Origin of the sequence: Piscinibacter sp. XHJ-5, from assembly GCF_029855045.1 — a bacterium.
Lineage (GTDB): Bacteria > Pseudomonadota > Gammaproteobacteria > Burkholderiales > Burkholderiaceae_C > Albitalea.
Window position 1 is genome coordinate 5,697,217 of the sequence record NZ_CP123228.1, and the last position, 21,455, is coordinate 5,718,671.

The window sequence follows — 21,455 nt, forward strand, 5'->3', positions numbered from 1 at the left end:
GAAGTGTCCTCATGCGCTTCAGGCCGCCGGGCGCGGCGGCAGTTCGAAGAATTGCGGCGAGTGGCCGCGCGACCTGAGCCAGTCGGCCAGCGCGTAGCCCGTGCCCGCGGGCCAGCAGCGCACTGCATCGGGGGCGTACAGCTTGTATTCGGCCAGCTCGGGAGACAGCCGGATCTCGCCGCGCGCCAGCGCGTGGTAGGCAATGATCACCTGGTTCATGCGCTGGAAGTCGTAGACGCCGATCAGCTTCAGCGCCTCGACCTGCAACGAGGTCTCCTCCGCCACCTCGCGCGCGATGCCGCCCTCTGGCGTTTCACCCGCTTCCATGAAGCCGGTGATCAGGCCGAACATGCGGCCGGTCCAGGCGGCATTGCGCGCCAGCAGCAGCTGGCCGTCGCGGTCCGCCAGCTCGATGACCGCCGCGAGCACCGGCGTCGGGTTGTTCCAGTGCGTCCAGCCGCAGGCCGCGCAGCGCAGTCGCGCCTTCGGGCCGCCGTCTTCCTGCGCCGACAGCATCTGCAGCGCGGTGGCGCACTGCGGACAGAACTTGTAGGCCCCGCCGCTCATGCCGGGAAGACGCCGGTGGACAGGTAGCGGTCGCCGCGGTCGCAGACGACGAAGACGATGGTCGCGTTTTCCACCTGCTGGGCCAGTTGCAGTGCGACCCAGAGGGCGCCCGCCGACGAGATGCCGGCAAACAGGCCCTCCACGCGGGCCATGCGCCGCGCCATCTCCTCGGCGTCGCTCTGGCTCACGTAGATCAGCTCGTCGACCCAGGTGGGGTCGTAGATCTTCGGCAGATAGGCCTCTGGCCACTTGCGGATGCCGGGAATGCGCGAGCCCTCGTTCGGCTGGGCGCCGATCACGCGCACGTGCTTGTTCTTTTCCTTCAGGTAGCGCGAGACGCCGGTGATGGTGCCGGTGGTGCCCATCGCGCTCACGAAGTGGGTGATCTGCCCATGCGTGTCGCGCCAGATCTCCGGGCCCGTGGTCTCGTAGTGCACACGCGGGTTGTCGGCATTGGCGAATTGGTCGAGCACGCGCCCTTTGCCGTCGCGCTGCATCTGCTCGGCGAGGTCGCGCGCGTATTCCATGCCGCCCGAGCGCGGCGTGAGGATCAGCTCGGCGCCGAATGCCTTCATCGTCTGGGCCCGCTCGACGCTCAGGTCCTCCGGCATGATCAGCAGCATGCGGTAGCCGCGGATCGCCGCGGCCATGGCAAGCGCGATGCCGGTGTTGCCCGACGTGGCTTCGATCAGCGTGTCGCCCGGCTTGATGTCGCCACGCTCCTCGGCTCGGCGGATCATGCTGATGGCGGGCCGGTCCTTCACCGAGCCGGCCGGGTTGTTGCCCTCGAGCTTGCCCAGGATCACGTTGCCGCGCTGCTCGTTCTCCACGCCCGGCAAGCGCGCCAGGCGCACCAGCGGCGTACTGCCGATCGTGTCTTCGACGGTCCGGTATTCGATCTTGCGTGAGGCCATGGGCGCATTGTCGCCCACCCGGATTCCGCATGGGTCGCGTGCCATAATCCGGACCCTTCAGCGCGTACCCACGCCCTTGCCTCGGCCGGAGTGGCGAAATCGGTAGACGCAGCAGACTCAAAATCTGCCGGTGGCAACACCGTGCCGGTTCGATTCCGGCCTCCGGCACCAACGACGAACACACCGCGGTGTTTGCCGCCAGGACGCGATGCCTCCCATCCCACCCATCACCAAGTGGCTGCTGATCGTCAATGTCGCGGCATTCTTCCTCGACGATCTGCTCAGGCTGGCGGCCGGCATGTCGTTCGCCGGATGGTTCGCGCTGTGGCCGCTCGGGCACGGGTTCATGCCGTGGCAGGTCGTCACCTATGCCTTCCTGCACGGCGACCTGCTGCACCTGCTGTTCAACATGTTCGCGCTGTGGACCTTCGGCTCGGAGCTCGAAAGGCTGTGGGGCGAGCAGCGCTACATCCGCTTCTACGCCGCCAGCGTGCTGGCCGCCGCGCTTTCGCAGCTCGTCGTCACCACGCTCAGCGGCTCGCCGCTGCCGACGGTCGGTGCGTCGGGCGGCATCTACGGGTTGCTGCTGGGCTTCGGGATGATGTTCCCCAATCGGCAGATCATGCTGCTGATCCCCCCGATCCCGATGAAGGCCAAGGTGTACGTGCTCATCTTCGGCCTGCTGGAGCTGTACCTGGGCGCCACCCGCACCATGGACGGCGTGGCGCACTTCGCCCACCTGGGCGGCATGCTGGGCGCCTTCCTGATGATCCGCTACTGGCGTGGCCTGCCGCCCTTCCGGGGCGGACGCCGACGCTGAAACCCGCACGCAGCCGCGGGTACCTGAAAACGCTCATGCTGGAGACCTCCGCGCGGAGGTCACCATGCCGGGTCGGATGTCGTGGATAGCTCGCCGCATGCTGCCGGTGCTGCTGCTGGGGGCGGCGCTCGCCGCGTCGGCCGCGGGTGACTCCAGGCCAACCGCCCCCGACATCGATGCACAGACGCAGGCGCTGGCACGCGCCAACGCCGCCGTGGTGGGAGTGCGCACCGTGGCCGTCGAGGACGCCCGCTCCATCGACACGTTGGGGCGCGAGCGACAAGGCTCCGGCGTGGTCATCGATGCCGACGGCCTCGTCGTCACGATCGGCTACCTGATTCTCGAAGCGGACCATGTGGACCTCGTGCTGGAGCGCGACCGGGTCGTGCCGGCGCGCGTCGTGGCCTACGACCTCGCCTCGGGCTTCGGCCTGCTGCAGGCGCTGGCACCGTTGCGCCTGCCGCCGGCGGGACTGGGCAATCCCGCCGCGTTGTCGACCGACGAGCCGTTGATGATCGCGAGCGGCGGTGCCGACGGCGACCTGAGCATCGCCCGAATGGTGTCGCGGCGCGCGTTCTCCGGCTACTGGGAGTACCACATCGACGGCGCGCTGTTCACCACGCCGCCGCGCACCGACCACAGCGGCGCGGCGCTGTTCAACGCACACGGCGAGCTGATGGGCATCGGCTCCCTGGTGGTGCTGGACGCACTGGGACCGGGCCATCCGCGCATGGCCGGCAACATGTTCGTGCCGACCGACTTGTTGAAGCGCATCCTGCCGGACCTGCGCGAGCGCGGCGCGACGCGTACCAGCACGCGCGCATGGCTGGGGCTCAACAGCGTGGAGCTCGAAGGAGACGTGCGCGTCGTGCGCATCACGCGCGACAGCCCGGCTGAAGCGGCCGGCATGCAGCCGGGGGACAAGATCGTCAAGATCGACGGCATGCCGGTGAAGAGCCTCGAGGGCTTCTACAAGCGGCTTTGGCGCGACGCTCCACCGGAGCGCGAAGTGGAGCTGGTCATCACGCGCGGCGGCGACGAGCGCACGGTGAAGCTGCAGGCGCAGGATCGGATGAAGACGCTGCGCCGGGCCAAGGGAATCTAGCCGGCCAAGCCTTCGCGCACCGTCGGGTACCGCAGCGCAAGCCGCAGCTCCTTCTTCAATCGGCAGTTGTCGAGGCGCCGCGATTCGCTCATGAAGCTGAGCAGCGTCGGCGGCAATCGCTCGCGCGCCTGCTCGAGGGTGATGCGCGGCGGGCGCGGCAGCCCGCAGAGGTCCGCGGCGAGATCGAAGTACTCGCCCATCTTCAGTTCGCTGTCGTCGCTGGCATGCACCACGCGCTGCGGCAGGCCGCGCACCAGCGCCGCGGCGCAGGCGCGCGCGAGGTCGTCGGCGTGGATGTGGTTGGTGTAGACGTCGTCGTTCGTGTCCAGCACCGGCGTGCCGCGGAGGAGGCGCTCGCGCGGATGTCCACCGGGACGGTCGAGGGCATAGATGCCGGGGATCCGCAGGATGCTGACGCGCGCGCCGAATGCGCGGCCGTACCAGCGCAGCCGCGCTTCTGCATCGACGCGCCGGCGCGCGCGGCCCGTGCGCGGCCCCGTGGCTCGCGTCTCGTCGAAACGCTGCCCGCCGCAATCGCCGTACACGCCGCTCGTGCTGCCATACACGATGCATTGCACGCGGTCCTTGCGCCCCAGCGCCTGCAGCAGGTGCGCGGTGCGCGGATCGCCGTCGCCCTCGGCCGGCGGCGGCGCCAGGTGCAACACCGCATCCGCCAATCCCGCCAGGCGGCCCAGCGTCGATGGCATGTCCAGATCCCCGATCAGCGGCAGCACGCCGGCGGCGCGCAATTGCAGTGCGCGCTCGGGGCGGCTCGTCAGCGCGAACACGCGATAGCGGCCGCCGAGCAGCCGCACCACACGCATGCCGACGTCACCGCATCCGACGATCAGCAGGCGCGGACGCTTGAAACGGGTGGGAAGGAAGGACATTCGGGGCGGTCCGCAGCCGCTTGGAGGGGCAGGGCAAAATTGCAAGTCAGTTTACGAGAGCCTTCCCACCATGACCTTCACCGTGACCGTTCAGCCGAGCGGCCGCAGCTTCACCGTCGAGCGCGACGAACCGATCCTGCAGGCCGCCATCCGCCAGGGGGTGGGCCTGCCCTATGGCTGCCGCGACGGCGCCTGCGGCTCCTGCAAGAGCCGCCTGCTCGAAGGCCGCGTGATCCACGGCGCCCACCAGCACAAGGCGCTGTCGGTGGAGGAGGAGGAAGGCGGCCTCACGCTGACCTGCTGCGCTGCCGCACAGACCGACGTGGTGATCGAGGCGCGCACCGTGCCCGGTGCAGGCGAGTTCCAGGTGCGCAAGATGCCGAGCCGCGTGACGACCATCGAGCGTCCTGCGCCCGACGTGGCGGTGGTGAAGATGCAGCTTCCTGCCAATGACCCGCTGCGCTACCACGCCGGCCAGTACATCGAATTCATCCTGCGCGACGGCTCGCGTCGCAGCTACTCGATGGCCAATGCGCCGCACACGCAAGGCGACAAGCCCTTCGTCGAGCTGCACATCCGCCACATGCCCGGCGGCAAGTTCACCGACCAGGTGTTCACGACGATGAAGGAGAAGGACATCCTGCGCATGGAAGGACCGTTCGGCAGCTTCTTCCTGCGCGAGGACTCCGACAAGCCGATGGTGCTGCTGGCTTCGGGCACCGGCTTCGCGCCGATCAAGGCGATCATCGAGCACATGCAGTTCAAGCACATCACGCGGCCGGCGGTGCTGTACTGGGGCTGCCGCAGCAAGGCCGACCTGTACCTGCACGACTGGGCGCTGCAGGCCGCCGAGCAGATGCCGAACCTGCGCTACATCCCTGTGCTGTCCGAGCCGAAGCCCGAGGACCATTGGACGGGCCGTACCGGCTTCGTCCACCACGCGGTGATGCACGACCAGCCCGACCTGTCGGGCCACCAGGTCTACGCTTGCGGCGCACCCGTCATGGTGGAGTCGGCGCAGCGCGATTTCGTCGCGCAGTGCGGATTGCCGGACGACGAGTTCCTCGCCGATTCGTTCACGTCCGAAGCCGACAAGCACGGCGACTGAGCGATGCGGCGCCGTCTCGTCCTGCAAACGCTCGCCGCCGCCGCGTTGCCGGCATTCGCCCAGGCCAGGCCGATCCGGCTCATCGTGCCCTATCCGCCCGGCGGTCCGCTGGACATCGTCGCGCGGGCGCTGGCCGACAAGGTGAAGGACAGCCTCGGGCCGGTCATCGTCGAGAACAAGGCCGGCGCGGGCGGCAACCTCGGCGCCGACGCGGTAGCGAAGTCGGCGCCCGACGGCACGACGATCGTGATGGGCGCCGTGGCCACGCACGCGATCAATCCATGGCTGTACGCGAAGCTGCCCTACGACCCGATCCGCGACTTCACGCCGATCACCGGCGTGGCGCAAGTGCCCAACGTGCTGGTCATGAACCCCGACACCGCGCAGCGTCTGGGCATTCAGCGCGTGGCCGATCTGGTGGCCTACGCCAGGCAGCACCCCGGGCGGCTCAACTATGGCTCGGGCGGAAATGGCAGCGCCGGCCACCTCGCCGGCGAGATGTTCAAGGCCCAGGCGGGCGTGTTCATGGTCCACATCCCGTACGCGGGCGGCAATCCGGCGCAGCTCGCGCTGCTGTCCGGTCAGGTGGACCTCAATTTCGACAACCTCGCGGCGGCGTCGGCCAACATCAAGGCCGGCAAGCTGAAGGCGCTGGCGGTGACGACCGCCAGAAGATCGACGGCGATGCCCGAGGTGCCGACGATCGCCGAGACCGGACCAGCCCTGTCGCGCTTCGATGTCAACACCTGGTTCGGGCTCTTCGGACCCGCGAAGCTGCCCGCCGACGTGACCCAGCGCCTGCACCAGGCCTTCGTCGATGCGTTGAACTCGCCCGAGCTGAAGGCGCGGCTCGCATCGCTGCTGGCCGAGCCGATCGGCGGCACGCCCGATCAGTTCGCCGCGTTCGTGAAGAGCGAGCTGGCGAAGTACGAGGCGGTGGTGAAGACGAGCGGCGCGAAGATCGACTGACGCATCAACACCCCGCCTTCCGCGCCACCCGCGTGGTCAGGACTCCACTTTCACGTCGGCGTCCTTGACGACGCGGCTCCACTTGGCGATCTCGGACTGGATGAAGCTGGCGAACTTGTCCGTCGTGCCGCCGCCGTCCTCGGCGCCGTAGGTGTCCAGCTTCTCCTGCACGTCGGGCATCGCGAGCACCGTGTTGACGTCCTGGTTGACCTTCTGCGCGATCGCCGCCGGCAGCTTGCCGGGGCCCACCAGGCCGTACCAGGTCGTGGCCTCGAAGCCCTCGTAGCCTTCCTCCTGCATCGTCGGCACGGTCGGATGGCCCTTCGCGCGCTTGGCGCGGGTCTGCGCGATGGCGACGACGCGCCCGCTCTTCACGTGCGGCGTCGCCGCGGTCATGGTCTCGAAGCTGTACTGGATCTGCCCGCCCATCAAGTCGGTCAGCAGCGGGCCGCTGCCCTTGTAAGGCACGTGCAGCGCATCGACCCTCGCCTGCAGCTTGAACAGCTCCAGTGCCAGATGCTGAGCCGAACCGGCGCCAGCCGAGCCGAAACTCACCTTGCCCGGCTGTGCCTTGCACAGTGCAACGACCTCCTTCAGCGTCTTCTCCTTCTGCGCCGGGCCTGCGATCAGCAGGTTGGGCGTCACGCCGACCAGCACGATGGGCACGAAGTCCCGGTCGACCCGATAGCTCAGCTTGCGCTGCAGCGCAGGCGCCAGCGCATGGCTGTTGATGTGCGCCATCAGCAGCGTGGTGCCGTCGCTCGGCTGCTGCGCGACGTACTCGGCGGCCAGCACGCCGGCGACGCCCGCCTTGGTCTCGACGATGACTTGCTGGTTCCACATCGGCGTCAGCTTCTGCGCGACGACCCGCGCCAGCGCATCGGTGCCGCCGCCGGGCGGGAAGCCGACCACGATGCGCACGGGTCCGTTCGGCCAGGCCTGCGAGAACACCTGCGGCGCGGCGAGCGTGGCCGCGGCCGCGCCGGCGGCGTGAATGAAGGAACGTCGTTGCATGGATCTGTCTCCTGTCGTCTTGTGTACTGCTCAGTCCGCGGATGCGGGCGTGGCTGGCGGCATCGGCGCCGGGTTCGAGGCGAAGAACGCCATGGCGGCCTGCACGCCGCTGCCTGCGATCGGCACGCCGGCCAGCTTCAGCCCCATTTCCACGCCGGACAGCGCCGCCATCAGCGTGAGGTCGTTGCAGTCGCCCAGGTGGCCGATGCGGAACATGCGGCCCTTGATCCTGCCCAGGCCAGTGCCGAGCGACAGATCGAAGCGCTGGTGGATGAGGCGGCGAAGCGCGTCGGCATCGACCCCCGCCGGCGTGACGATGCCGGTCAGCACCGGCGAGTACACCGCCGGGTCGGCGCACTGGATGGGCAGGCCCCAGGCACGCGCCGCGTTGCGCACCCCTTCGGCCCAGCGCTGGTGGCGGGCGAACACCGCGGGCAGGCCCTGAGCGAGCAACATCTCGAGCGATTCGGACAGCCCGTAGAGCAGGTTGGTGTTGGGCGTGTACGGCCAGTAGCCGCCGCGGTTCATGTCGATGATCTCGTCCCAGGCCCAGAACGATTTCGGCAACCGTGCGCTGCGGCTCGCTTCGATGGCCTTGGGCGAGACGGCGTTGAAGCTCATGCCGGGGGGAAGCATGAGCCCCTTCTGCGACCCGCTGATCGCGACGTCGACGCCCCACGCGTCGTGGCGGTAGTCGGCGCTGGCGAGCCCGGAGATCGTGTCGACCATGAGCAGCGCCGGATGGCCCGCATCGTCGATGGCGCGGCGCACGGCGGCAATGTCGGAGGTGACGCCGGTCGAGGTCTCGTTGTGCACCACGCAGACCGCGCGGATGCGATGGCCGCGGTCCTCGCGCAGGCGCTCGCCGATCATCTCGACCGGCACGCCGCGCCGCCATGCGTTGGGCAGGCCGGTCTCGGCATCGTTGCCGGGCCAGGCGATGAACTCGGGCTGCAGGCCGAGCCGCTCGGCCATCTTCTTCCACAGCGACGCGAAGTGGCCGGTCTCGGCCATCAGCACGGCGTCCCCGGGACTCAGCGTGTTGGCGAGCGCCGCCTCCCAAGCGCCGGTGCCCGAGGCGGGATACACGACGACCGGATGCCGCGTCTGGAAGATCTCGCGCAGACCCGCCAGGACCTTGAGGCCCAGCACGGCGAACTCGGGGCCCCGATGGTCGATGGTGGGCAGGCTCATCGCCCGCAAGATGCGATCGGGGACCGGACTCGGGCCCGGAATCTGCAAGAAGTGGCGGCCGGTGGGATGCTGGTCGAGGCTGATCATGATGGGATCCTTGTCGAACGATTTTTTGCATACAAAATTCGTTTGTCAAGGCTCTTCACCCTACAATTGCCTTCGGATCCCGTCATGTTTTGTATGCAAATGCGTTAAGAACGTATGGCCGACATCATCTCCATCCCCCGCCAGGTGCTGCACCAGGAAGTCGCCACGCGGCTGCGCCAGCGCATCGTGGAGGGCCACATCCCGCCCGGCGCCAAGCTCAACGAGCGCGAGCTCAGCGAATCGCTGAAGGTGTCGCGCACGCCGCTGCGCGAGGCCATCCGCATGCTGGCCGCCGAAGGACTGGTCGAGCTGCTGCCCAACCGCGGCGCCGTCGCCGTGCAGCTCTCCGAGCAGGACGTGGCCGACACCTTCGAGGTGATCGGCGGGCTCGAAGGCCAATCGGGCGAGCTCGCCGCGCAGCGCATCACCGACGACGAGCTGGCCGAGCTCAAAGCCTTGCACTACGAGATGCTGGCCGCGTACACGCGGCGTGACCTCTCCACGTACTACCGCCTCAACGCGCAGATCCACACGCTGATCAACCAGGCCGCTCGCAACGCGGTGCTCACGCGGACATGGCGCACGGTGAACGCGCGGCTGCAGTCGCTGCGCTTTCGCTCCAACTTCGACGCCGACAAGTGGCAGCGCGCGGTCAAGGAGCACGACCGCATGGTGGAGCTGCTGGCCGCGCGCGACGCGACCGGCATGCGCGCACTCATGGTCCAGCACCTGCACCACAAGCGCGAGGCGGTGCTCGAGCTGATGCGCAGCGGGCGACTGCAGGCCACCGGCGAGGCCCGATCATGAGCGCATCGCTGCCCCTGGACGCTGCCCGCCGGAAAGACACCGAACCGGCCGCCGCTCACGCCGCCACCCCCGAAGCCGACGAGCTCGCGCGCCGCTTGCGCCGCGAAACCGAGGGCGAGGTGATGTTCGACATCGCCGCCCGCGGGCGCTATGCGACCGACGCGTCGATCTACCAGATCATGCCGATCGGCGTGTTCGTGCCGAGCAGCACGCGCGACGTGCAGCTCGCCATCGACATCGCGCGCGACATGAAGGTGCCGCTGCTGCCGCGCGGCGGCGGCACGTCGCAGTGCGGGCAGACCACCGGTGCAGCGCTTGTCATCGACACCACCAAGCACCTGCGCGGCATCGGCGCGCTCGACCTGCACGCGGCCACCGTGGAGGTCGAGCCGGGACTGGTGCTGGACCACCTCAATGCCTACCTGAAGCCCCACGGGCTGTGGTTCCCCGTCGACGTGTCGACCAGCGCGCAGGCCACGCTGGGCGGCATGGCGGGCAACAACTCGTGCGGCAGCCGCAGCATCGCCTACGGCAACATGGTGCACAACGTACTCGGCATCGACGCCTGGCTGAGCGACGGCAGCAGCGTGTCCTTCGGTCCCGTGGCGAGGTTGGGCGCCCGAGAGCGCGCCTTCGCCGACTTCGTGAAGTCGCTGGCCGACAGGCATGCAGGCGACATCGACGCGAAGTGGCCCAGGCTGCTGCGCCGCGTCGGCGGCTACAACCTCGACATCTTCCGGCCGCGGAGCGAGCGTCCGTACACCGGCGACGGCAGCGTCAACCTGGCCCATCTGCTGGTGGGGGCCGAGGGCACGCTCGCGCTCACGCGGCGCATGAAGCTGCAGCTCTCCGCGCTGCCGCGTGCCAAGGTGCTGGGCGTCGTCAACTTCCCGACCTTCCACGCGGCCATGGACTCGGCCCAGCACATCGTCAAGCTGGGGCCGACCGCCGTGGAGCTGGTCGACCGCACGATGATCGAGCTGTCGCGCGCCAACCCGGCCTTCCGGCCGGTGATCGAGAAGGCGCTGATCGGCGGGCCGGCGGCCATCCTGCTGGTGGAGTTCAGCGGCGACGATCGTGCGGCGCTGCTGCGGCAGCTTCAGGCGCTCGTCGAGCTGATCGGCGATCTGGGCCTGGCCGGGCAGGTGGTGCAGATGCCCGACGAGGGACCGCAGAAGGCGCTGTGGGAAGTGCGCAAGGCCGGCCTCAACATCATGATGAGCCTCAAGGGCGACGGCAAGCCGGTGAGCTTCATCGAGGACTGCGCGGTGCCCCTGGAGCATCTGGCCGAATACACCGATGCGCTGACCGAGGTGTTCACGCGGCACGGCACGCGCGGCACCTGGTACGCGCATGCGTCGGTGGGCACGCTCCACGTGCGTCCCATCCTCGACATGCGACGCGACGGCGCGTCCCGGATGCGCGCCATCGCGGAGGAAGCGGCCGAGCTGGTGCGCCGCTACCGCGGCGCCTACAGCGGCGAGCATGGCGACGGGCTGTGCCGCGGCGAGTGGATCGCCTGGCAGTTCGGTCCCCGGCTGGTGGAGGCCTTCGGCGAGATCAAGCGCCAGCTCGATCCGCTGAACCTGATGAACCCCGGCAAGATCGTCGATCCGCCGAAGATGGACGAGTCACGGCTGTTTCGCTTCCCGCCGAACTACCGGACGATCACGCTGACCCCGGTCTTCGATTGGTCGCCGTGGAACGTGCAGAACGATCCCGCGACCGAGCAGACCACCGCGCCTGGCACCGGCGGCGACACCACTGGCGGGTTCGCCAAGGCCGTCGAGATGTGCAACAACAACGGCCACTGCCGCAAGTTCGACGCCGGCACCATGTGCCCGAGCTACCGCGTGACCCGTGACGAGCAGCACCTGACACGCGGCCGCGCCAACACGCTGCGCCTGGCCTTGTCGGGCCAGCTCGCGGAAGACCCCTTCGGCGGCGACGCGGTGGCCGAGGCGCTCGACCTGTGCGTCGGCTGCAAGGGCTGCAAGCGCGACTGCCCCACCGGCGTCGACATGGCGAAGATGAAGCTCGAGTTCCTCGCGCAGCGCCGGCTGCGGCGCGGCAGCTCGATGAAGGACCAGCTCATCGCACGGCTGCCCGACTACGCCCCGCTCGCGAGTCGCCTGCCGTGGTTGGCGAACCTGCGCAACCGCGTGCCGGCGCTCGCCCGCTGGAGCGAGCGCTGGTGGGGTCTGTCGGCGCAGCGCTCGCTGCCGGCGTTTCGACGCGACACCTTCGCGCGGATCGCACCCGGGTTGCCGCTGGCCTCGCGGCAAGAGGTGCTCGCGGCGGCGAAGCCCGTCGTGCTCTTCGTCGACACCTTCAACGGCAACTTCGAGACCGAGAACGCACGCGACGCGGTGCGCGTGCTGAAGGCGGCCGGCTACACCGTTCACGCGGCCGGCAGCACGGCCAACCCGCTGTGCTGCGGGCGCACCTACCTCGCCGCCGGCATGGCCGACATGGCGAAGGACAAGGCGAAGGCCTTGCTCGACGCGCTGCTGCCCTTTGCCGAGCGCGGCATCGCCGTCGTCGGTCTGGAACCCTCTTGCCTGCTGACGCTGCGCGACGAGATGCTCGCCATGGGATTCGGGGAGCGCGCGAAGACGCTCGCCGGCCACGCCTTGCTGCTCGAGGAGTTCCTGGCCCGCGAAGCTCGCGCAGGCCGCTTCGCGCCTTCCTGGCGCCCCGCCAGGCAGCCGATGCGCGTGCACGGCCACTGCCACCAGAAGGCCTTCGATGCCGTGCAGCCGGTGCTCGAGGTGCTGCGGCTGATTCCGGATGCGCAGCCCATGCTCATCGAGTCATCGTGTTGCGGCATGGCGGGCAGCTTCGGCTACGAAGCGCGGCATCACGAAGTCTCGATGCATATGGCCGAGCTCAGCCTGCTGCCCGCGGTGCGCGAAGCGCCCGATGCGCTGATCGTCGCCGACGGCACGAGCTGTCGCCACCAGATCGCCGACGGCGCGGGTCGCGAGGCGCTGCACGTGGCGCGCGTCCTGGCCGATCATCTGGCTTCCACCTAACGCCAAACAAGGAAGACCCATGCCCTCACAAGACCCGGTTCGAGCCGTCACCGATGCGCTGCTGCTCGCGCGACGCGAGTCACGCAGCGTCGACGCCGCGCCGCTGCGCGATGCCCTGCGGGACGCCGACGCGGCTTATGCGGTGCAGGCCGCGGTGGCCGAAGCGCTCGGCTGGTTCGACGGCACGCCGCGACATTGGAAGTCGGGCGGCGCGTCGCGCACCGCCGCGCTCGCCCACTCGCCCCTCCCTCCGTCGGGCGTGTGGACCAGCCCGGCGACGGCGAGGAGCTGGCCGTTCCGGCTGCGCATCATCGAAGCCGAGATCGCGCTGCGCCTGAAGCGCGACGTCGCGGCATCGAACGCCGCATCGCTCACGCCCGACGAGACCGCGGGCCTCGTCGATGCGATGGCGGTGTCCATCGAGATGGTCGACTCGCGCTTCACCGAAGGCGTGAGCGCACCGGCGCTGCTGCGCCTGGCGGACCTGCAGTCGCATGGCGCGCTGGTGCTGGGCGACTGGAGGCCGTATCAGCCGCGCGACTGGTCGGCGCAGACCTGCCGCGTGCGTGTCGACGGCAAGGTGGTGGACGAGAAGACCGGCACGCATCCGCTCGGGGACCCGGCCTGGCTGGTGCCCGGCTGGCTGCGGCACGTCGCACGCGCGGGCACCGCGGTGCCGGCGGGCAGCGTGGTCACCACCGGCGCCTGGATCGTCGTGCCGGACACGCCGGCCGGCAGCTTCGTCGAAGTCGAATTCGACGGCCTCGGACTCGCCTCGATCCAGCTGTGAGCCGCCGGTCGAAAGCTGCCCTTCACTCGCCGAGGTAGGCGGCCCGCACCTTGGGGTCGTTGAGCAGCGTCTTCGCGTCGCCGCTCATGGTGACTTCGCCCGAGTCCATCACGTAGCCGCGGGTGGCCAGCTGCAGCGCGCGGCTGGCGTTCTGCTCCACCAGCAGCACGGTCACGCCGCGGCCGTGGATGTCGTTCACCACCTCGAAGATCTTGTCGACCATGATGGGCGACAGGCCCATCGACGGCTCGTCCATCAGCAGCACCTTGGGGCGCGCCATCAGTGCGCGCCCCATCGCGAGCATCTGCTGCTCGCCCCCCGACATGGTGCCCGCGAGCTGGTGGCGGCGCTCCTTCAGGCGCGGGAAGATCGCGAACACCTTCTCGATGTCGTCGTCGATCTCGCGGTCCGCACGCACGAAGGCGCCCATCTGAAGGTTCTCGGTGATCGTCATCCGCGTGAAGGTGCCGCGCCCCTCGGGCACCATCACGAGGCCCTGCTTCACCAGGTCCCAGGCGCCCTGCCCCTTGACCGGCTTGCCGAGGTATTCGATGTCGCCGGCGGCCACCGGCTGAATGCCGGTCACCGCCTTCAGGGTGGTCGTCTTGCCGGCACCGTTGGCGCCGATCAGGCTGACCAGCTCGCCTTCGCGCACCTCGAACGAGATGCCCTTGACCGCCTGGATGCCGCCGTACGCCACCTTGAGTCCGGTGACCTTGAGCAATGTGTTTGCCATGTCCGTGATCCTTAGTGCGCGGTGTGGCTGGCGCCGAGGTAAGCCTCGATGACCTTGGGGTCGCGCTGCACGTCGTACGGCGTGCCTTCGGCGATCTGCTTGCCGTAGTCGAGCACCGTCACGCGGTCGCACAAGCCCATCACCAGCTTCACGTCGTGCTCGATCAGCAGGATGGTGCGGCCGTCCTTGCGGATGCGGTCGATCAGCTCGCGCAGCACCACCTTCTCGGTGGCGTTCATGCCCGCCGCCGGCTCGTCGAGCGCGATCAGCTTGGGATCGGTGGCCAGCGCACGCGCGATCTCCAGGCGCCGCTGGTCGCCGTAGCTCAGCGTGCGCGCCTTGAACTCGGCGTACTTGCCGATGCCGACGTAGTCGAGCAGCTCCTGCGCGCGCTTGGCGATCGCCGCCTCCTCGTGCCTGAACCCCGGGGTGCGGAACATCGCGCCCATCAGGCCCGAGCCGGTGCGGATGTGGCGGCCGACCATCACGTTCTCCAGGGCCGTCATCTCGGCGAACAGCCGGATGTTCTGGAAGGTGCGCGCGATGCCGGCCTTCGCGACCTCGTGCACCGCGGTGGGCTTGTACGCCTTGCCGCCCAGCTCGAAGCTGCCGGAGTCGGGCGTGTACAGGCCCGTGAGCACGTTGAAGAAGGTCGTCTTGCCGGCACCGTTGGGACCGATGAGACCGTAGACCTGCCCGGCGACGATGGTGATGCCCACATCGGACAAGGCCTGCAGGCCGCCGAAGCGCTTGGAGACACCGCTCACTTTCAGGATGGTTTCGCTCATGGCGCGCTCCTCGTGACGTCAGCCGGGATGCCGGGTGGAACGGGGGTGGGCGCCTGGGCTCCGGGCGCCGCCTTGCCATGCTCGGGCGAGGGCCACAGCCCGCGCGGTCGGGCCAGCATGATCGCGATCATGGCCAGCGCGATGAGCAGCTGCCGCAGGATGGCCGCGTCGAGCCGGCCTTCCGTCATGGACTGCAGGTCGCCGGCCACGTAACGCAGCACCTCGGGCAGCGAGGCGAGCAGCAGCGCGCCAAGAATCACGCCGGGGATGTGGCCCAGGCCGCCCAGCACCACCATCGCGACGACCATGACCGATTCGTTGAGGGCGAACGACTCGGGCGAGACGAAGTTCTGGAAGGCCGCGAACATCGTGCCGGACACGCCGCCGAACGTGGCCCCCATGCCGAAGGCGAGCAGCTTCATGTTGCGGGTGTTGATGCCCATCGCCTTGGCCGCGATCTCGTCCTCGCGGATGGCCATCCAGGCCCGGCCGATGCGCGAGCGCTCGAGCCGGTAGCACAGCACCACGCTGCCCAGCACCAGCAGCAGGAACAGGTAGTAGTACAGCGTGACGGGCGGGATGGTGAAGCCGAACACGTCGATCGCCTTGCCCATCGTCAGCTTGCCCAGGTGCATCGGGTCGATCTGGCTCAGCCCCTTGGGGCCGTTGGTGATGTTGACCGGCGCATCGAGGTTGTTGATGAACACGCGGATGATCTCGCCGAAGCCGAGCGTCACGATCGCCAGGTAGTCGCCGCGCAGCTTCAGCGTCGGGGCGCCGAGCAGCACGCCGACGGCGCCGGCGAGCCCCGCCGCCAGCGGGATGGCCAGGATGATCGGCGTGTGCAGCCCGTTGGGGAACATCGCGCCGATGGCCGGGAAGGTCTCGGTCAGGTGGGGCGACGACAGCAAGCCGAACATGTAGGCGCCGACCGCGTAAAACGCGATGTAGCCCAGGTCCAGCAGGCCGGCGTAGCCGACCACGATGTTCAGTCCGAGCGCGAGCAGCACGTACAGCAGCGCCGAGTCGATGATGCGCACCCAGGCGTTGCCGAAGTACTGCGCGATCAGCGGCGTGATGAACAGCGCGAGCCCGCAGAGGGCGAAGACGACCAGCTTGTTCTTCATCATGGTGTGGTCTCCTGCGTCAGGCGCGGTCCGCGACGCGCTCGCCGAGCAGGCCCTGCGGGCGCAGCGTGAGCACGAGGATCAGCACGATGAAGGCGAAGATGTCCTGGTAGTGGCTGCCCAGCACGCCGCCCGTGAGCACCCCGATGTAGCCGGCGCCCAGCGACTCGATGAGTCCCAGCAGCACGCCGCCGACCATCGCGCCCGGCAGATTGCCGATGCCGCCGAACACCGCCGCCGTGAACGCCTTCAGGCCGGGCAGGAAGCCCATGGTGTGCTGCACCGAGCCGTAGTTCGCCGCATACATCACGCCAGCCAGCGCGGCCAGCGCGGCTCCGATGACGAAGGTGGCCGAGATCACCATGTCGGGCTTGACGCCCATCAGGCCCGCGACGCGCGGGTTCTCGGCGGTGGCGCGCATCGCGCGGCCCAGCTTGGTCTTGTTGACCAGGTACATCAGGCCCGCGAGGGTGATCGCGGTGACCACCAGGATCAGGATCTGCGTCGTGTTGATCACCGCGCCGAAGACGTTGAACGGCTCGCTCGGCAGCAGGATCGGGTACGGCTTGTAGTTCGGCTTCCAGATGATCATGGCGAGCGTCTGCAGCAGCAGGCTCATGCCCATCGCCGTGATCAGCGGCGCCAGGCGCGGCGCGTTGCGCAGCGGCCGGTAGGCGATCTTCTCGATCGTGAAGTTCAGCGCTGCGCAGACCACGATGGCGGCGGCCAGCGACACGATCATCAGGAGCCAGTCGGGCATCGTGCCGCGCAGTTCCGTGACGACCGTCCAGCTCGTCAGCGCGCCCACCATCAACACCTCGCCGTGCGCGAAGTTGATCAGGTTGATGATGCCGTAGACCATCGTGTAGCCCAGCGCCACCAGCGCATACACGCTGCCGAGCACCAGACCATTGATGATCTGTTGGATGAAGATGTCCATTCGGTCTCCTCGGTTGTCGGTCGGGCCACGCATCCCTGCGAAGCCGCTTCAGCGGGGCGAGAGATGGTCTCTCAATCGCTGGTCTCTTTCTATTAGCAAAAAGCCCGCCGCAAATGTTTTGGGGCGGGCGTCGCTTCTTCGAAGCGCTGGTGACCGGGCGGAATTCTAGAGGCTGCGGCTTACGAAGGACATGCGGACTTTCCTAGTGGCTCCCGAACAAATCACCAAACCGACCGCACGTCACGTCCTTTTCTTCGCTTCCTCGTTCAGACGGCGCAATTCGACGAGGCGCTCGCCGATGCGGATCTCCAGCCCGCGCGGCACCGGCTCGTAGAACAGCGGTGCCTCCATGTCGTCGGGCCAGTAACGCTCGCCGGCCGCGAAGCCGCCTTGCTCGTCGTGCGCATAGCGATAGCCTTTGCCGTAGTCGAGGTTCTTCATGAGCCGAGTCGGCGCATTGCGCAGGCGCAGCGGCACCGCTCGGGTGCCATCCTGCGCGACGAAGGCGCGCGCGGCGTTGTAGGCGCTGTAGACCGCATTGGACTTGGGCGCCATCGCGAGATAGACCACCGCCTGGGCCAGCGCCAGCTCGCCTTCGGGCGAGCCCAGCCGCTCGTAGGTCTCGGCCGCGTCGAGCGCCATGCGCAGCGCGCGTGGATCGGCCAGGCCGATGTCTTCGCTGGCCATGCGCACCATGCGCCTTGCCGCATAACGCGGATCGACACCGCCGTCGATCATGCGCACGAACCAGTACAGCGACGCATCCGGGTCGGAGCCGCGCACCGCCTTGTGCAGGGCGGAGATCGTGTCGTAGAACTGCTCGCCGCCCTTGTCGTAGCGGCGCAGCTGCTCGCCGAGCGACTTCTCCAGGAGCGGCTCGTCGATCTGCGTGGCGTCGCCCGCCATGTTGACCAGGTTTTCGTAGGCGTTGAGCAGGCGGCGCGCATCGCCGTCGGCGTAGCCGACCAGGCGCACAGCCGCGGCATCGGTGAGCGCCGGCGCATCGAGCAGCTGCTGTGCGCGCCCGAGCAGCGTGCGCAGGTCGCCATCGGCCAGGCTCTTCAGCACGTGCACCGTGGCACGCGACAGCAGCGCCGAGTTGACCTCGAACGACGGGTTCTCGGTGGTCGCGCCGATGAAGGTGAACAGGCCCGATTCCACATGCGGCAGGAAGGCATCCTGCTGCGCCTTGTTGAAGCGGTGCACCTCGTCGACGAACACGACGGTGCGCCGCCCGCCGGCCGCCGCGGCCTGGGCACGCTCGACCGCCTCGCGGATGTCCTTCACGCCGCCGAGCACTGCGGAGATGGGGATGAACTGCGCGTCGAACGCATCGGCCATCAGGCGCGCGAGCGTGGTCTTGCCGGTGCCCGGCGGGCCCCACAGGATCATCGAATGCAGGCGGCCGGACTGGAACGCGGCCCGCAGCGGCTTGCCTTCGCCCAGCAGGTGCTGCTGGCCGATGACTTCATCGAGGGTCTTGGGGCGAAGGCGCTCGGCGAGCGGAGGCTCGGGAGGTTCGTCCAGCGGCAAGGGGAGCGTGCCCATCGCCGGATTGTGTCGCAGCCTACTGTTCGATCACGTCGGCGCCGGGCGGCGCGGTGAACTTGAACAGCTCGGGCGCCACCCCTGCATTCGCCGCGAACTGCGAGAACTGCAGCAGCGAGCGCTGGCCGAAGCTGTCGGTGATTTCGACTGCCGACAGGTCACGGCCCTTGAAGCCGATGCGCACCGACTGGAACGCCCCGTCCTTGACCTTGGGCGTCGCTTGCACCCATTCGAGGCCGTCCTTGGCGGGCAGCGGCGACAGGGTGAAGTCCTTTTCGAGCGAACCGCCTGCCAGGATGGCCGCCGGCGTGGCCCCCAGCGCCTGCGAGAACTTGCGCACGCTGACCTGGTTGAGATCGACGTCGTGGATCCAGACCTTCTGGCCGTCGGCGACGATCAGCTGCTCGAACGGCTTGGCATAGGCGAAGCGGAAACGGTTGGGACGCGCGAAATCGAAGCTGCCGCTCGAGGTCTTCTTCTTCGCGCCATCGGGCGAGACGACGGTCTGCGTGAAGCTGGCATGCCCCGACTTCACGTTGGTGACGAAGTCCTTCAGCGTGTCGACCGCATCGGCATGGACGGCGAAGCTGACGGCGCTGAGCAGCGCGGCGAAGAGAAGCTTGTTCATTCGGCGCGGGCCGGCACGATGATGTCCCGGTTGCCGTTGGTGGACATGGCCGATACGAGCCCGGATTTCTCCATTTGTTCCAGCAGCCGCGCCGCGCGGTTGTAGCCGATTCGTAAGTGGCGCTGCACCAGCGAGATGGAGGCCCGGCGGTGCTGCAGCACGATCGCGACCGCCTGGTCGTACATGGGATCCGATTCGCCGCTGCCGCCCCCCGGCATGTCCGACGTCATGACGTCGCCGCCTTCGCCGTCGAGCGTGCCGCCTTCGAGGATGCCGTCGATGTAGTTGGGCTCGCCCTGGCTTTTGAGGTAGTTCACGACTCGGTGCACCTCGTCGTCGCTGACGAATGCCCCGTGCACGCGCACGGGGATGCCGCCTCCGGGCGTGAGGTACAGCATGTCGCCCTGCCCGAGCAGCGCCTCGGCGCCCATCTGGTCGAGGATGGTGCGCGAGTCGATCTTGCTCGACACCTGGAACGACAGCCGCGTCGGGATGTTGGCCTTGATGAGGCCGGTGATCACGTCGACGCTGGGCCGCTGCGTGGCGAGGATGAGATGGATGCCGGCTGCGCGCGCCTTCTGCGCCAGGCGGGCGATCAGCTCCTCGATCTTCTTGCCGACCACCATCATCAGGTCGGCCAGCTCATCGATCACGACGACGACGAACGGCAGGCGCTCCAGCGGCTCGGGCTGCTCGGGCGTGAGGCTGAAGGGATTGGGCAGGGTCTGGCCCCTCTCCGCTGCGTCGGCGATCTTCTTGTTGTAGCCCGACAGGTTGCGCACGCCGAGCTTGCTCATCAGCTTGTAGCGCCGCTCCATCTCGCCGACGCACCAGTTGAGCGCGTTGGCGGCCTGCTTCATGTCGGTGACGACCGGCGCGAGCAGGTGCGGGATGCCCTCGTAGACGCTCATCTCGAGCATCTTCGGATCGATGAGGATCAGGCGCACGTCGCGCGCTTCGGCCTTGTAGAGCAGCGACAGGATCATGGCGTTGATCCCCACCGACTTGCCGGACCCGGTGGTGCCGGCCACGAGGCAGTGCGGCATCTTGGCGAGGTCGGCCACCACCGGGGCACCGACGATGTCCTTGCCGAGACCGATGGTGAGCTGCGAGGCCGCGTCGTTGTAGACCTGCGAGCCCAGGATCTCCGACAGGCGGATGGTCTGTCGCTTCGCATTGGGCAGCTCGAGCGCCATCGTCGTCTTGCCCGGAATGGTCTCGACGACGCGGATGCTGACCAGGCTCAGCGAGCGCGCCAGGTCCTTTGCCAGGTTGACGATCTGCGCGCCCTTCACGCCGGTGGCCGGCTCGATCTCGTAGCGCGTGATCACCGGCCCGGGCGACGCAGCGACCACGCGCACCTCGACACCGAAATCCTTCAGCTTCTTCTCGATGAGGCGAGAGGTCATCTCCAGCGTCTCGGGCGTCACGGTCTCCATGCGGCCGGGTGCCGCGTCGAGCAGGTCGACCTGCGGCAGCCTGGTGTCGGCCAGCTCGGTGAACAACGGCTTCTGCCGTTCCTTGACCACGCGCTCGCTCTTGGGCACCTCGACCACCGGCGCCTCGATGACGATGGGCACGTGGTCCTCCTGCAGCTGGTGCTCCGCCTCGACCACGTGCTCGCGCTCGCGCAAGGCCTGCTCGCCGAGACGAATGTCCTCGGCGCGTTCGATGCGCTCGACCCGGCGCTCGCGCAGGCTCTCGAACCAGGCGCCTATGCCTTCGGCCACGCTCACCCAGGAGAAGCGAAATGCCATCGCGAGTCCTGCGACCAGCGCGGCGATCCAGAGCACGCCAGAGCCTGCGAAGCCGAGGAGCTTCATGCTCAGCGGCCCCAGCGTATAGCCCAGCACGCCACCCGCATGGGCGCCGGGGAGACGGGCTTCCCACTGGTACATGCGCGTCCATTCGAGCGACGTACTCGCCGCCAGCAGCAGGACGACACCCAGCCAGAACAGCCAGCGAGGTCGTGCCGACGGCGATGTGTCGTCGCCGCGCAGCACGCGCGCGAGACCGCCCAGCCACGATCGCAGGCCGACGGCCATCAGCCACCAGGCCGAATAACCGAGCAGGAAGTACGCGAGGTCCGAGAACCAGGCGCCGAGCGCGCCGGCCTGGTTGTGCGGCAGCGGGGACTGGCCCGAGGTGGAAAAAGCCGGATCGGAAGCGTTGTGCGTGACCAACGCAAGCAGTGCCAGCAGCCACGCCACGCCGCCCACGAGCAGCATGAGCTGCGATCTCCAACCCACGTGGTGGCCGGTGTCGGCGGGCGCGGCGGCGCTGTCGCGAGCAGCCTTGCTGCGGGTGTACGTGCCACCGTGCGGGGCAGCCGACGAGGTGGACGAAGCCCCGGTGTCGGACCGGAGCGAACCGAGCGGAAACGTCATC

The 21,455-nt window shown here is 68.5% G+C and carries 19 protein-coding genes and 1 tRNA gene; 8 read left to right on the forward strand and 12 right to left on the reverse strand.

All coding sequences use genetic code 11. From position 1 onward, the window contains the following. Positions 1 to 18: 18 nt before the first annotated feature. Together P7V53_RS26930 and cysM are read right to left on the reverse strand one after the other, a co-directional pair. On the reverse strand, positions 19 to 567 hold the full coding sequence (locus tag P7V53_RS26930; RefSeq protein ID WP_280152564.1) for an NUDIX hydrolase: 549 nt from the start codon (positions 565 to 567) through the stop codon (positions 19 to 21). Beyond that, positions 564 to 1,466 carry a cysteine synthase CysM gene (cysM, locus tag P7V53_RS26935; RefSeq protein ID WP_280156628.1) on the reverse strand — a complete coding sequence of 301 codons (903 nt, stop codon included), beginning with the start codon at positions 1,464 to 1,466 and terminating at the stop codon, positions 564 to 566. Before cysM ends, P7V53_RS26930 begins: the two co-directional genes overlap by 4 nt. Positions 1,467 to 1,565: 99 nt before the next feature. On the opposite strand from cysM, the gene P7V53_RS26940 reads away from it, so the two are divergent. The 3 genes from P7V53_RS26940 to P7V53_RS26950 all read left to right on the forward strand — a co-directional run bounded on the left by P7V53_RS26940 (position 1,566) and on the right by P7V53_RS26950 (position 3,406). Then, a tRNA-Leu gene (locus P7V53_RS26940) sits at positions 1,566 to 1,652 on the forward strand. 37 nt (positions 1,653 to 1,689) lie between these two features. Next, positions 1,690 to 2,301: a rhomboid family intramembrane serine protease gene (locus P7V53_RS26945; protein WP_280152565.1), complete on the forward strand. Its 612-nt coding sequence runs from the start codon at positions 1,690 to 1,692 to the stop codon at positions 2,299 to 2,301. A 76-nt stretch (positions 2,302 to 2,377) separates the two neighbouring features. Next, positions 2,378 to 3,406 (forward strand): S1C family serine protease, encoded by a 1,029-nt coding sequence (locus tag P7V53_RS26950; protein WP_280152566.1) that lies wholly within the window; start codon positions 2,378 to 2,380, stop codon positions 3,404 to 3,406. On the opposite strand, the gene P7V53_RS26955 is transcribed toward P7V53_RS26950, so the two are convergent. Then, on the reverse strand, positions 3,403 to 4,296 hold the full coding sequence (locus P7V53_RS26955; protein ID WP_280152567.1) for an SDR family oxidoreductase: 894 nt from the start codon (positions 4,294 to 4,296) through the stop codon (positions 3,403 to 3,405). The genes P7V53_RS26950 and P7V53_RS26955 overlap by 4 nt on opposite strands. A gap of 70 nt (positions 4,297 to 4,366) precedes the next feature. Between P7V53_RS26955 and P7V53_RS26960 the strand changes: the two genes are divergently transcribed. Both P7V53_RS26960 and P7V53_RS26965 read left to right on the forward strand, forming a co-directional pair. Beyond that, positions 4,367 to 5,404, forward strand: coding sequence for a CDP-6-deoxy-delta-3,4-glucoseen reductase (locus P7V53_RS26960; protein WP_280152568.1), 1,038 nt, complete (start codon positions 4,367 to 4,369; stop codon positions 5,402 to 5,404). Between the two features lie 3 nt (positions 5,405 to 5,407). Further along, complete coding sequence (locus P7V53_RS26965) at positions 5,408 to 6,373, forward strand: tripartite tricarboxylate transporter substrate binding protein (RefSeq protein ID WP_280152569.1); 966 nt, start codon at positions 5,408 to 5,410, stop codon at positions 6,371 to 6,373. A 36-nt stretch (positions 6,374 to 6,409) separates the two neighbouring features. Here the strand turns inward: P7V53_RS26965 and P7V53_RS26970 are convergent, their stop codons facing one another. Together P7V53_RS26970 and P7V53_RS26975 are read right to left on the reverse strand one after the other, a co-directional pair. Beyond that, entirely contained in the window at positions 6,410 to 7,387 is a 978-nt protein-coding gene (locus P7V53_RS26970; RefSeq protein WP_280152570.1) for a tripartite tricarboxylate transporter substrate binding protein, read from the reverse strand. Positions 7,388 to 7,417: 30 nt separating this feature from the next. Further along, positions 7,418 to 8,668, reverse strand: coding sequence for an aminotransferase class V-fold PLP-dependent enzyme (locus tag P7V53_RS26975; protein WP_280152571.1), 1,251 nt, complete (start codon positions 8,666 to 8,668; stop codon positions 7,418 to 7,420). Positions 8,669 to 8,782: 114 nt separating this feature from the next. On the opposite strand from P7V53_RS26975, the gene P7V53_RS26980 reads away from it, so the two are divergent. Genes P7V53_RS26980 through P7V53_RS26990 form a run of 3 tightly spaced genes read left to right on the forward strand, consistent with a single transcriptional unit; the run spans position 8,783 to position 13,300 of the window. Next, positions 8,783 to 9,475 (forward strand): GntR family transcriptional regulator, encoded by a 693-nt coding sequence (locus P7V53_RS26980; protein ID WP_280152572.1) that lies wholly within the window; start codon positions 8,783 to 8,785, stop codon positions 9,473 to 9,475. Beyond that, on the forward strand, positions 9,472 to 12,510 hold the full coding sequence (locus P7V53_RS26985; RefSeq protein WP_280152573.1) for an FAD-binding and (Fe-S)-binding domain-containing protein: 3,039 nt from the start codon (positions 9,472 to 9,474) through the stop codon (positions 12,508 to 12,510). Before P7V53_RS26980 ends, P7V53_RS26985 begins: the two co-directional genes overlap by 4 nt. Positions 12,511 to 12,529: 19 nt before the next feature. Continuing rightward, on the forward strand, positions 12,530 to 13,300 hold the full coding sequence (locus tag P7V53_RS26990) for a fumarylacetoacetate hydrolase family protein (RefSeq protein ID WP_280152574.1): 771 nt from the start codon (positions 12,530 to 12,532) through the stop codon (positions 13,298 to 13,300). 22 nt (positions 13,301 to 13,322) lie between these two features. Here the strand turns inward: P7V53_RS26990 and P7V53_RS26995 are convergent, their stop codons facing one another. From P7V53_RS26995 to P7V53_RS27025, 7 genes are all read right to left on the reverse strand, one after another. Then, positions 13,323 to 14,036, reverse strand: coding sequence for an ABC transporter ATP-binding protein (locus P7V53_RS26995; RefSeq protein WP_280152575.1), 714 nt, complete (start codon positions 14,034 to 14,036; stop codon positions 13,323 to 13,325). 11 nt (positions 14,037 to 14,047) lie between these two features. Further along, positions 14,048 to 14,824: an ABC transporter ATP-binding protein gene (locus P7V53_RS27000; RefSeq protein WP_280152576.1), complete on the reverse strand. Its 777-nt coding sequence runs from the start codon at positions 14,822 to 14,824 to the stop codon at positions 14,048 to 14,050. Beyond that, the gene (locus tag P7V53_RS27005) at positions 14,821 to 15,951 is read right to left on the reverse strand and encodes an ABC transporter ATP-binding protein (protein WP_280156629.1); all 1,131 of its coding nucleotides are present in this window, start codon (positions 15,949 to 15,951) and stop codon (positions 14,821 to 14,823) included. The genes P7V53_RS27000 and P7V53_RS27005 overlap by 4 nt, the downstream gene beginning before the upstream one ends. Before the next feature lie 19 nt (positions 15,952 to 15,970). Next, positions 15,971 to 16,891 (reverse strand): branched-chain amino acid ABC transporter permease, encoded by a 921-nt coding sequence (locus P7V53_RS27010; protein WP_280152577.1) that lies wholly within the window; start codon positions 16,889 to 16,891, stop codon positions 15,971 to 15,973. A gap of 240 nt (positions 16,892 to 17,131) precedes the next feature. Beyond that, positions 17,132 to 18,439 carry a replication-associated recombination protein A gene (locus P7V53_RS27015; protein WP_280152578.1) on the reverse strand — a complete coding sequence of 436 codons (1,308 nt, stop codon included), beginning with the start codon at positions 18,437 to 18,439 and terminating at the stop codon, positions 17,132 to 17,134. Between the two features lie 19 nt (positions 18,440 to 18,458). Further along, a complete protein-coding gene (gene lolA / locus P7V53_RS27020) occupies positions 18,459 to 19,067 on the reverse strand; it encodes an outer membrane lipoprotein chaperone LolA (protein WP_280152579.1) in 609 nt (202 codons plus the stop codon). Further along, the gene (locus P7V53_RS27025) at positions 19,064 to 21,454 is read right to left on the reverse strand and encodes a DNA translocase FtsK (protein ID WP_280152580.1); all 2,391 of its coding nucleotides are present in this window, start codon (positions 21,452 to 21,454) and stop codon (positions 19,064 to 19,066) included. The genes lolA and P7V53_RS27025 overlap by 4 nt, the downstream gene beginning before the upstream one ends. Position 21,455: the final 1 nt, after the last annotated feature.

Bases quoted from the DNA above. Each gene is read 5' to 3' on its own strand.
- P7V53_RS26930 (WP_280152564.1), bottom strand. From the start codon at position 567: ATGAGCGGCGGGGCCTACAAGTTCTGTCCGCAGTGCGCCACCGCGCTG.
- P7V53_RS26945 (WP_280152565.1), top strand. From the start codon at position 1,690: ATGCCTCCCATCCCACCCATCACCAAGTGGCTGCTGATCGTCAATGTC.
- P7V53_RS26950 (WP_280152566.1), top strand. From the start codon at position 2,378: ATGTCGTGGATAGCTCGCCGCATGCTGCCGGTGCTGCTGCTGGGGGCG.
- P7V53_RS26955 (WP_280152567.1), bottom strand. From the start codon at position 4,296: ATGTCCTTCCTTCCCACCCGTTTCAAGCGTCCGCGCCTGCTGATCGTC.
- P7V53_RS26960 (WP_280152568.1), top strand. From the start codon at position 4,367: ATGACCTTCACCGTGACCGTTCAGCCGAGCGGCCGCAGCTTCACCGTC.
- P7V53_RS26965 (WP_280152569.1), top strand. From the start codon at position 5,408: ATGCGGCGCCGTCTCGTCCTGCAAACGCTCGCCGCCGCCGCGTTGCCG.
- P7V53_RS26970 (WP_280152570.1), bottom strand. From the start codon at position 7,387: ATGCAACGACGTTCCTTCATTCACGCCGCCGGCGCGGCCGCGGCCACG.
- P7V53_RS26975 (WP_280152571.1), bottom strand. From the start codon at position 8,668: ATGATCAGCCTCGACCAGCATCCCACCGGCCGCCACTTCTTGCAGATT.
- P7V53_RS26980 (WP_280152572.1), top strand. From the start codon at position 8,783: ATGGCCGACATCATCTCCATCCCCCGCCAGGTGCTGCACCAGGAAGTC.
- P7V53_RS26985 (WP_280152573.1), top strand. From the start codon at position 9,472: ATGAGCGCATCGCTGCCCCTGGACGCTGCCCGCCGGAAAGACACCGAA.
- P7V53_RS26990 (WP_280152574.1), top strand. From the start codon at position 12,530: ATGCCCTCACAAGACCCGGTTCGAGCCGTCACCGATGCGCTGCTGCTC.
- P7V53_RS26995 (WP_280152575.1), bottom strand. From the start codon at position 14,036: ATGGCAAACACATTGCTCAAGGTCACCGGACTCAAGGTGGCGTACGGC.
- P7V53_RS27000 (WP_280152576.1), bottom strand. From the start codon at position 14,824: ATGAGCGAAACCATCCTGAAAGTGAGCGGTGTCTCCAAGCGCTTCGGC.
- P7V53_RS27005 (WP_280156629.1), bottom strand. From the start codon at position 15,951: ATGAAGAACAAGCTGGTCGTCTTCGCCCTCTGCGGGCTCGCGCTGTTC.
- P7V53_RS27010 (WP_280152577.1), bottom strand. From the start codon at position 16,891: ATGGACATCTTCATCCAACAGATCATCAATGGTCTGGTGCTCGGCAGC.
- P7V53_RS27015 (WP_280152578.1), bottom strand. From the start codon at position 18,439: ATGGGCACGCTCCCCTTGCCGCTGGACGAACCTCCCGAGCCTCCGCTC.
- lolA (WP_280152579.1), bottom strand. From the start codon at position 19,067: ATGAACAAGCTTCTCTTCGCCGCGCTGCTCAGCGCCGTCAGCTTCGCC.
- P7V53_RS27025 (WP_280152580.1), bottom strand. From the start codon at position 21,454: ATGACGTTTCCGCTCGGTTCGCTCCGGTCCGACACCGGGGCTTCGTCC.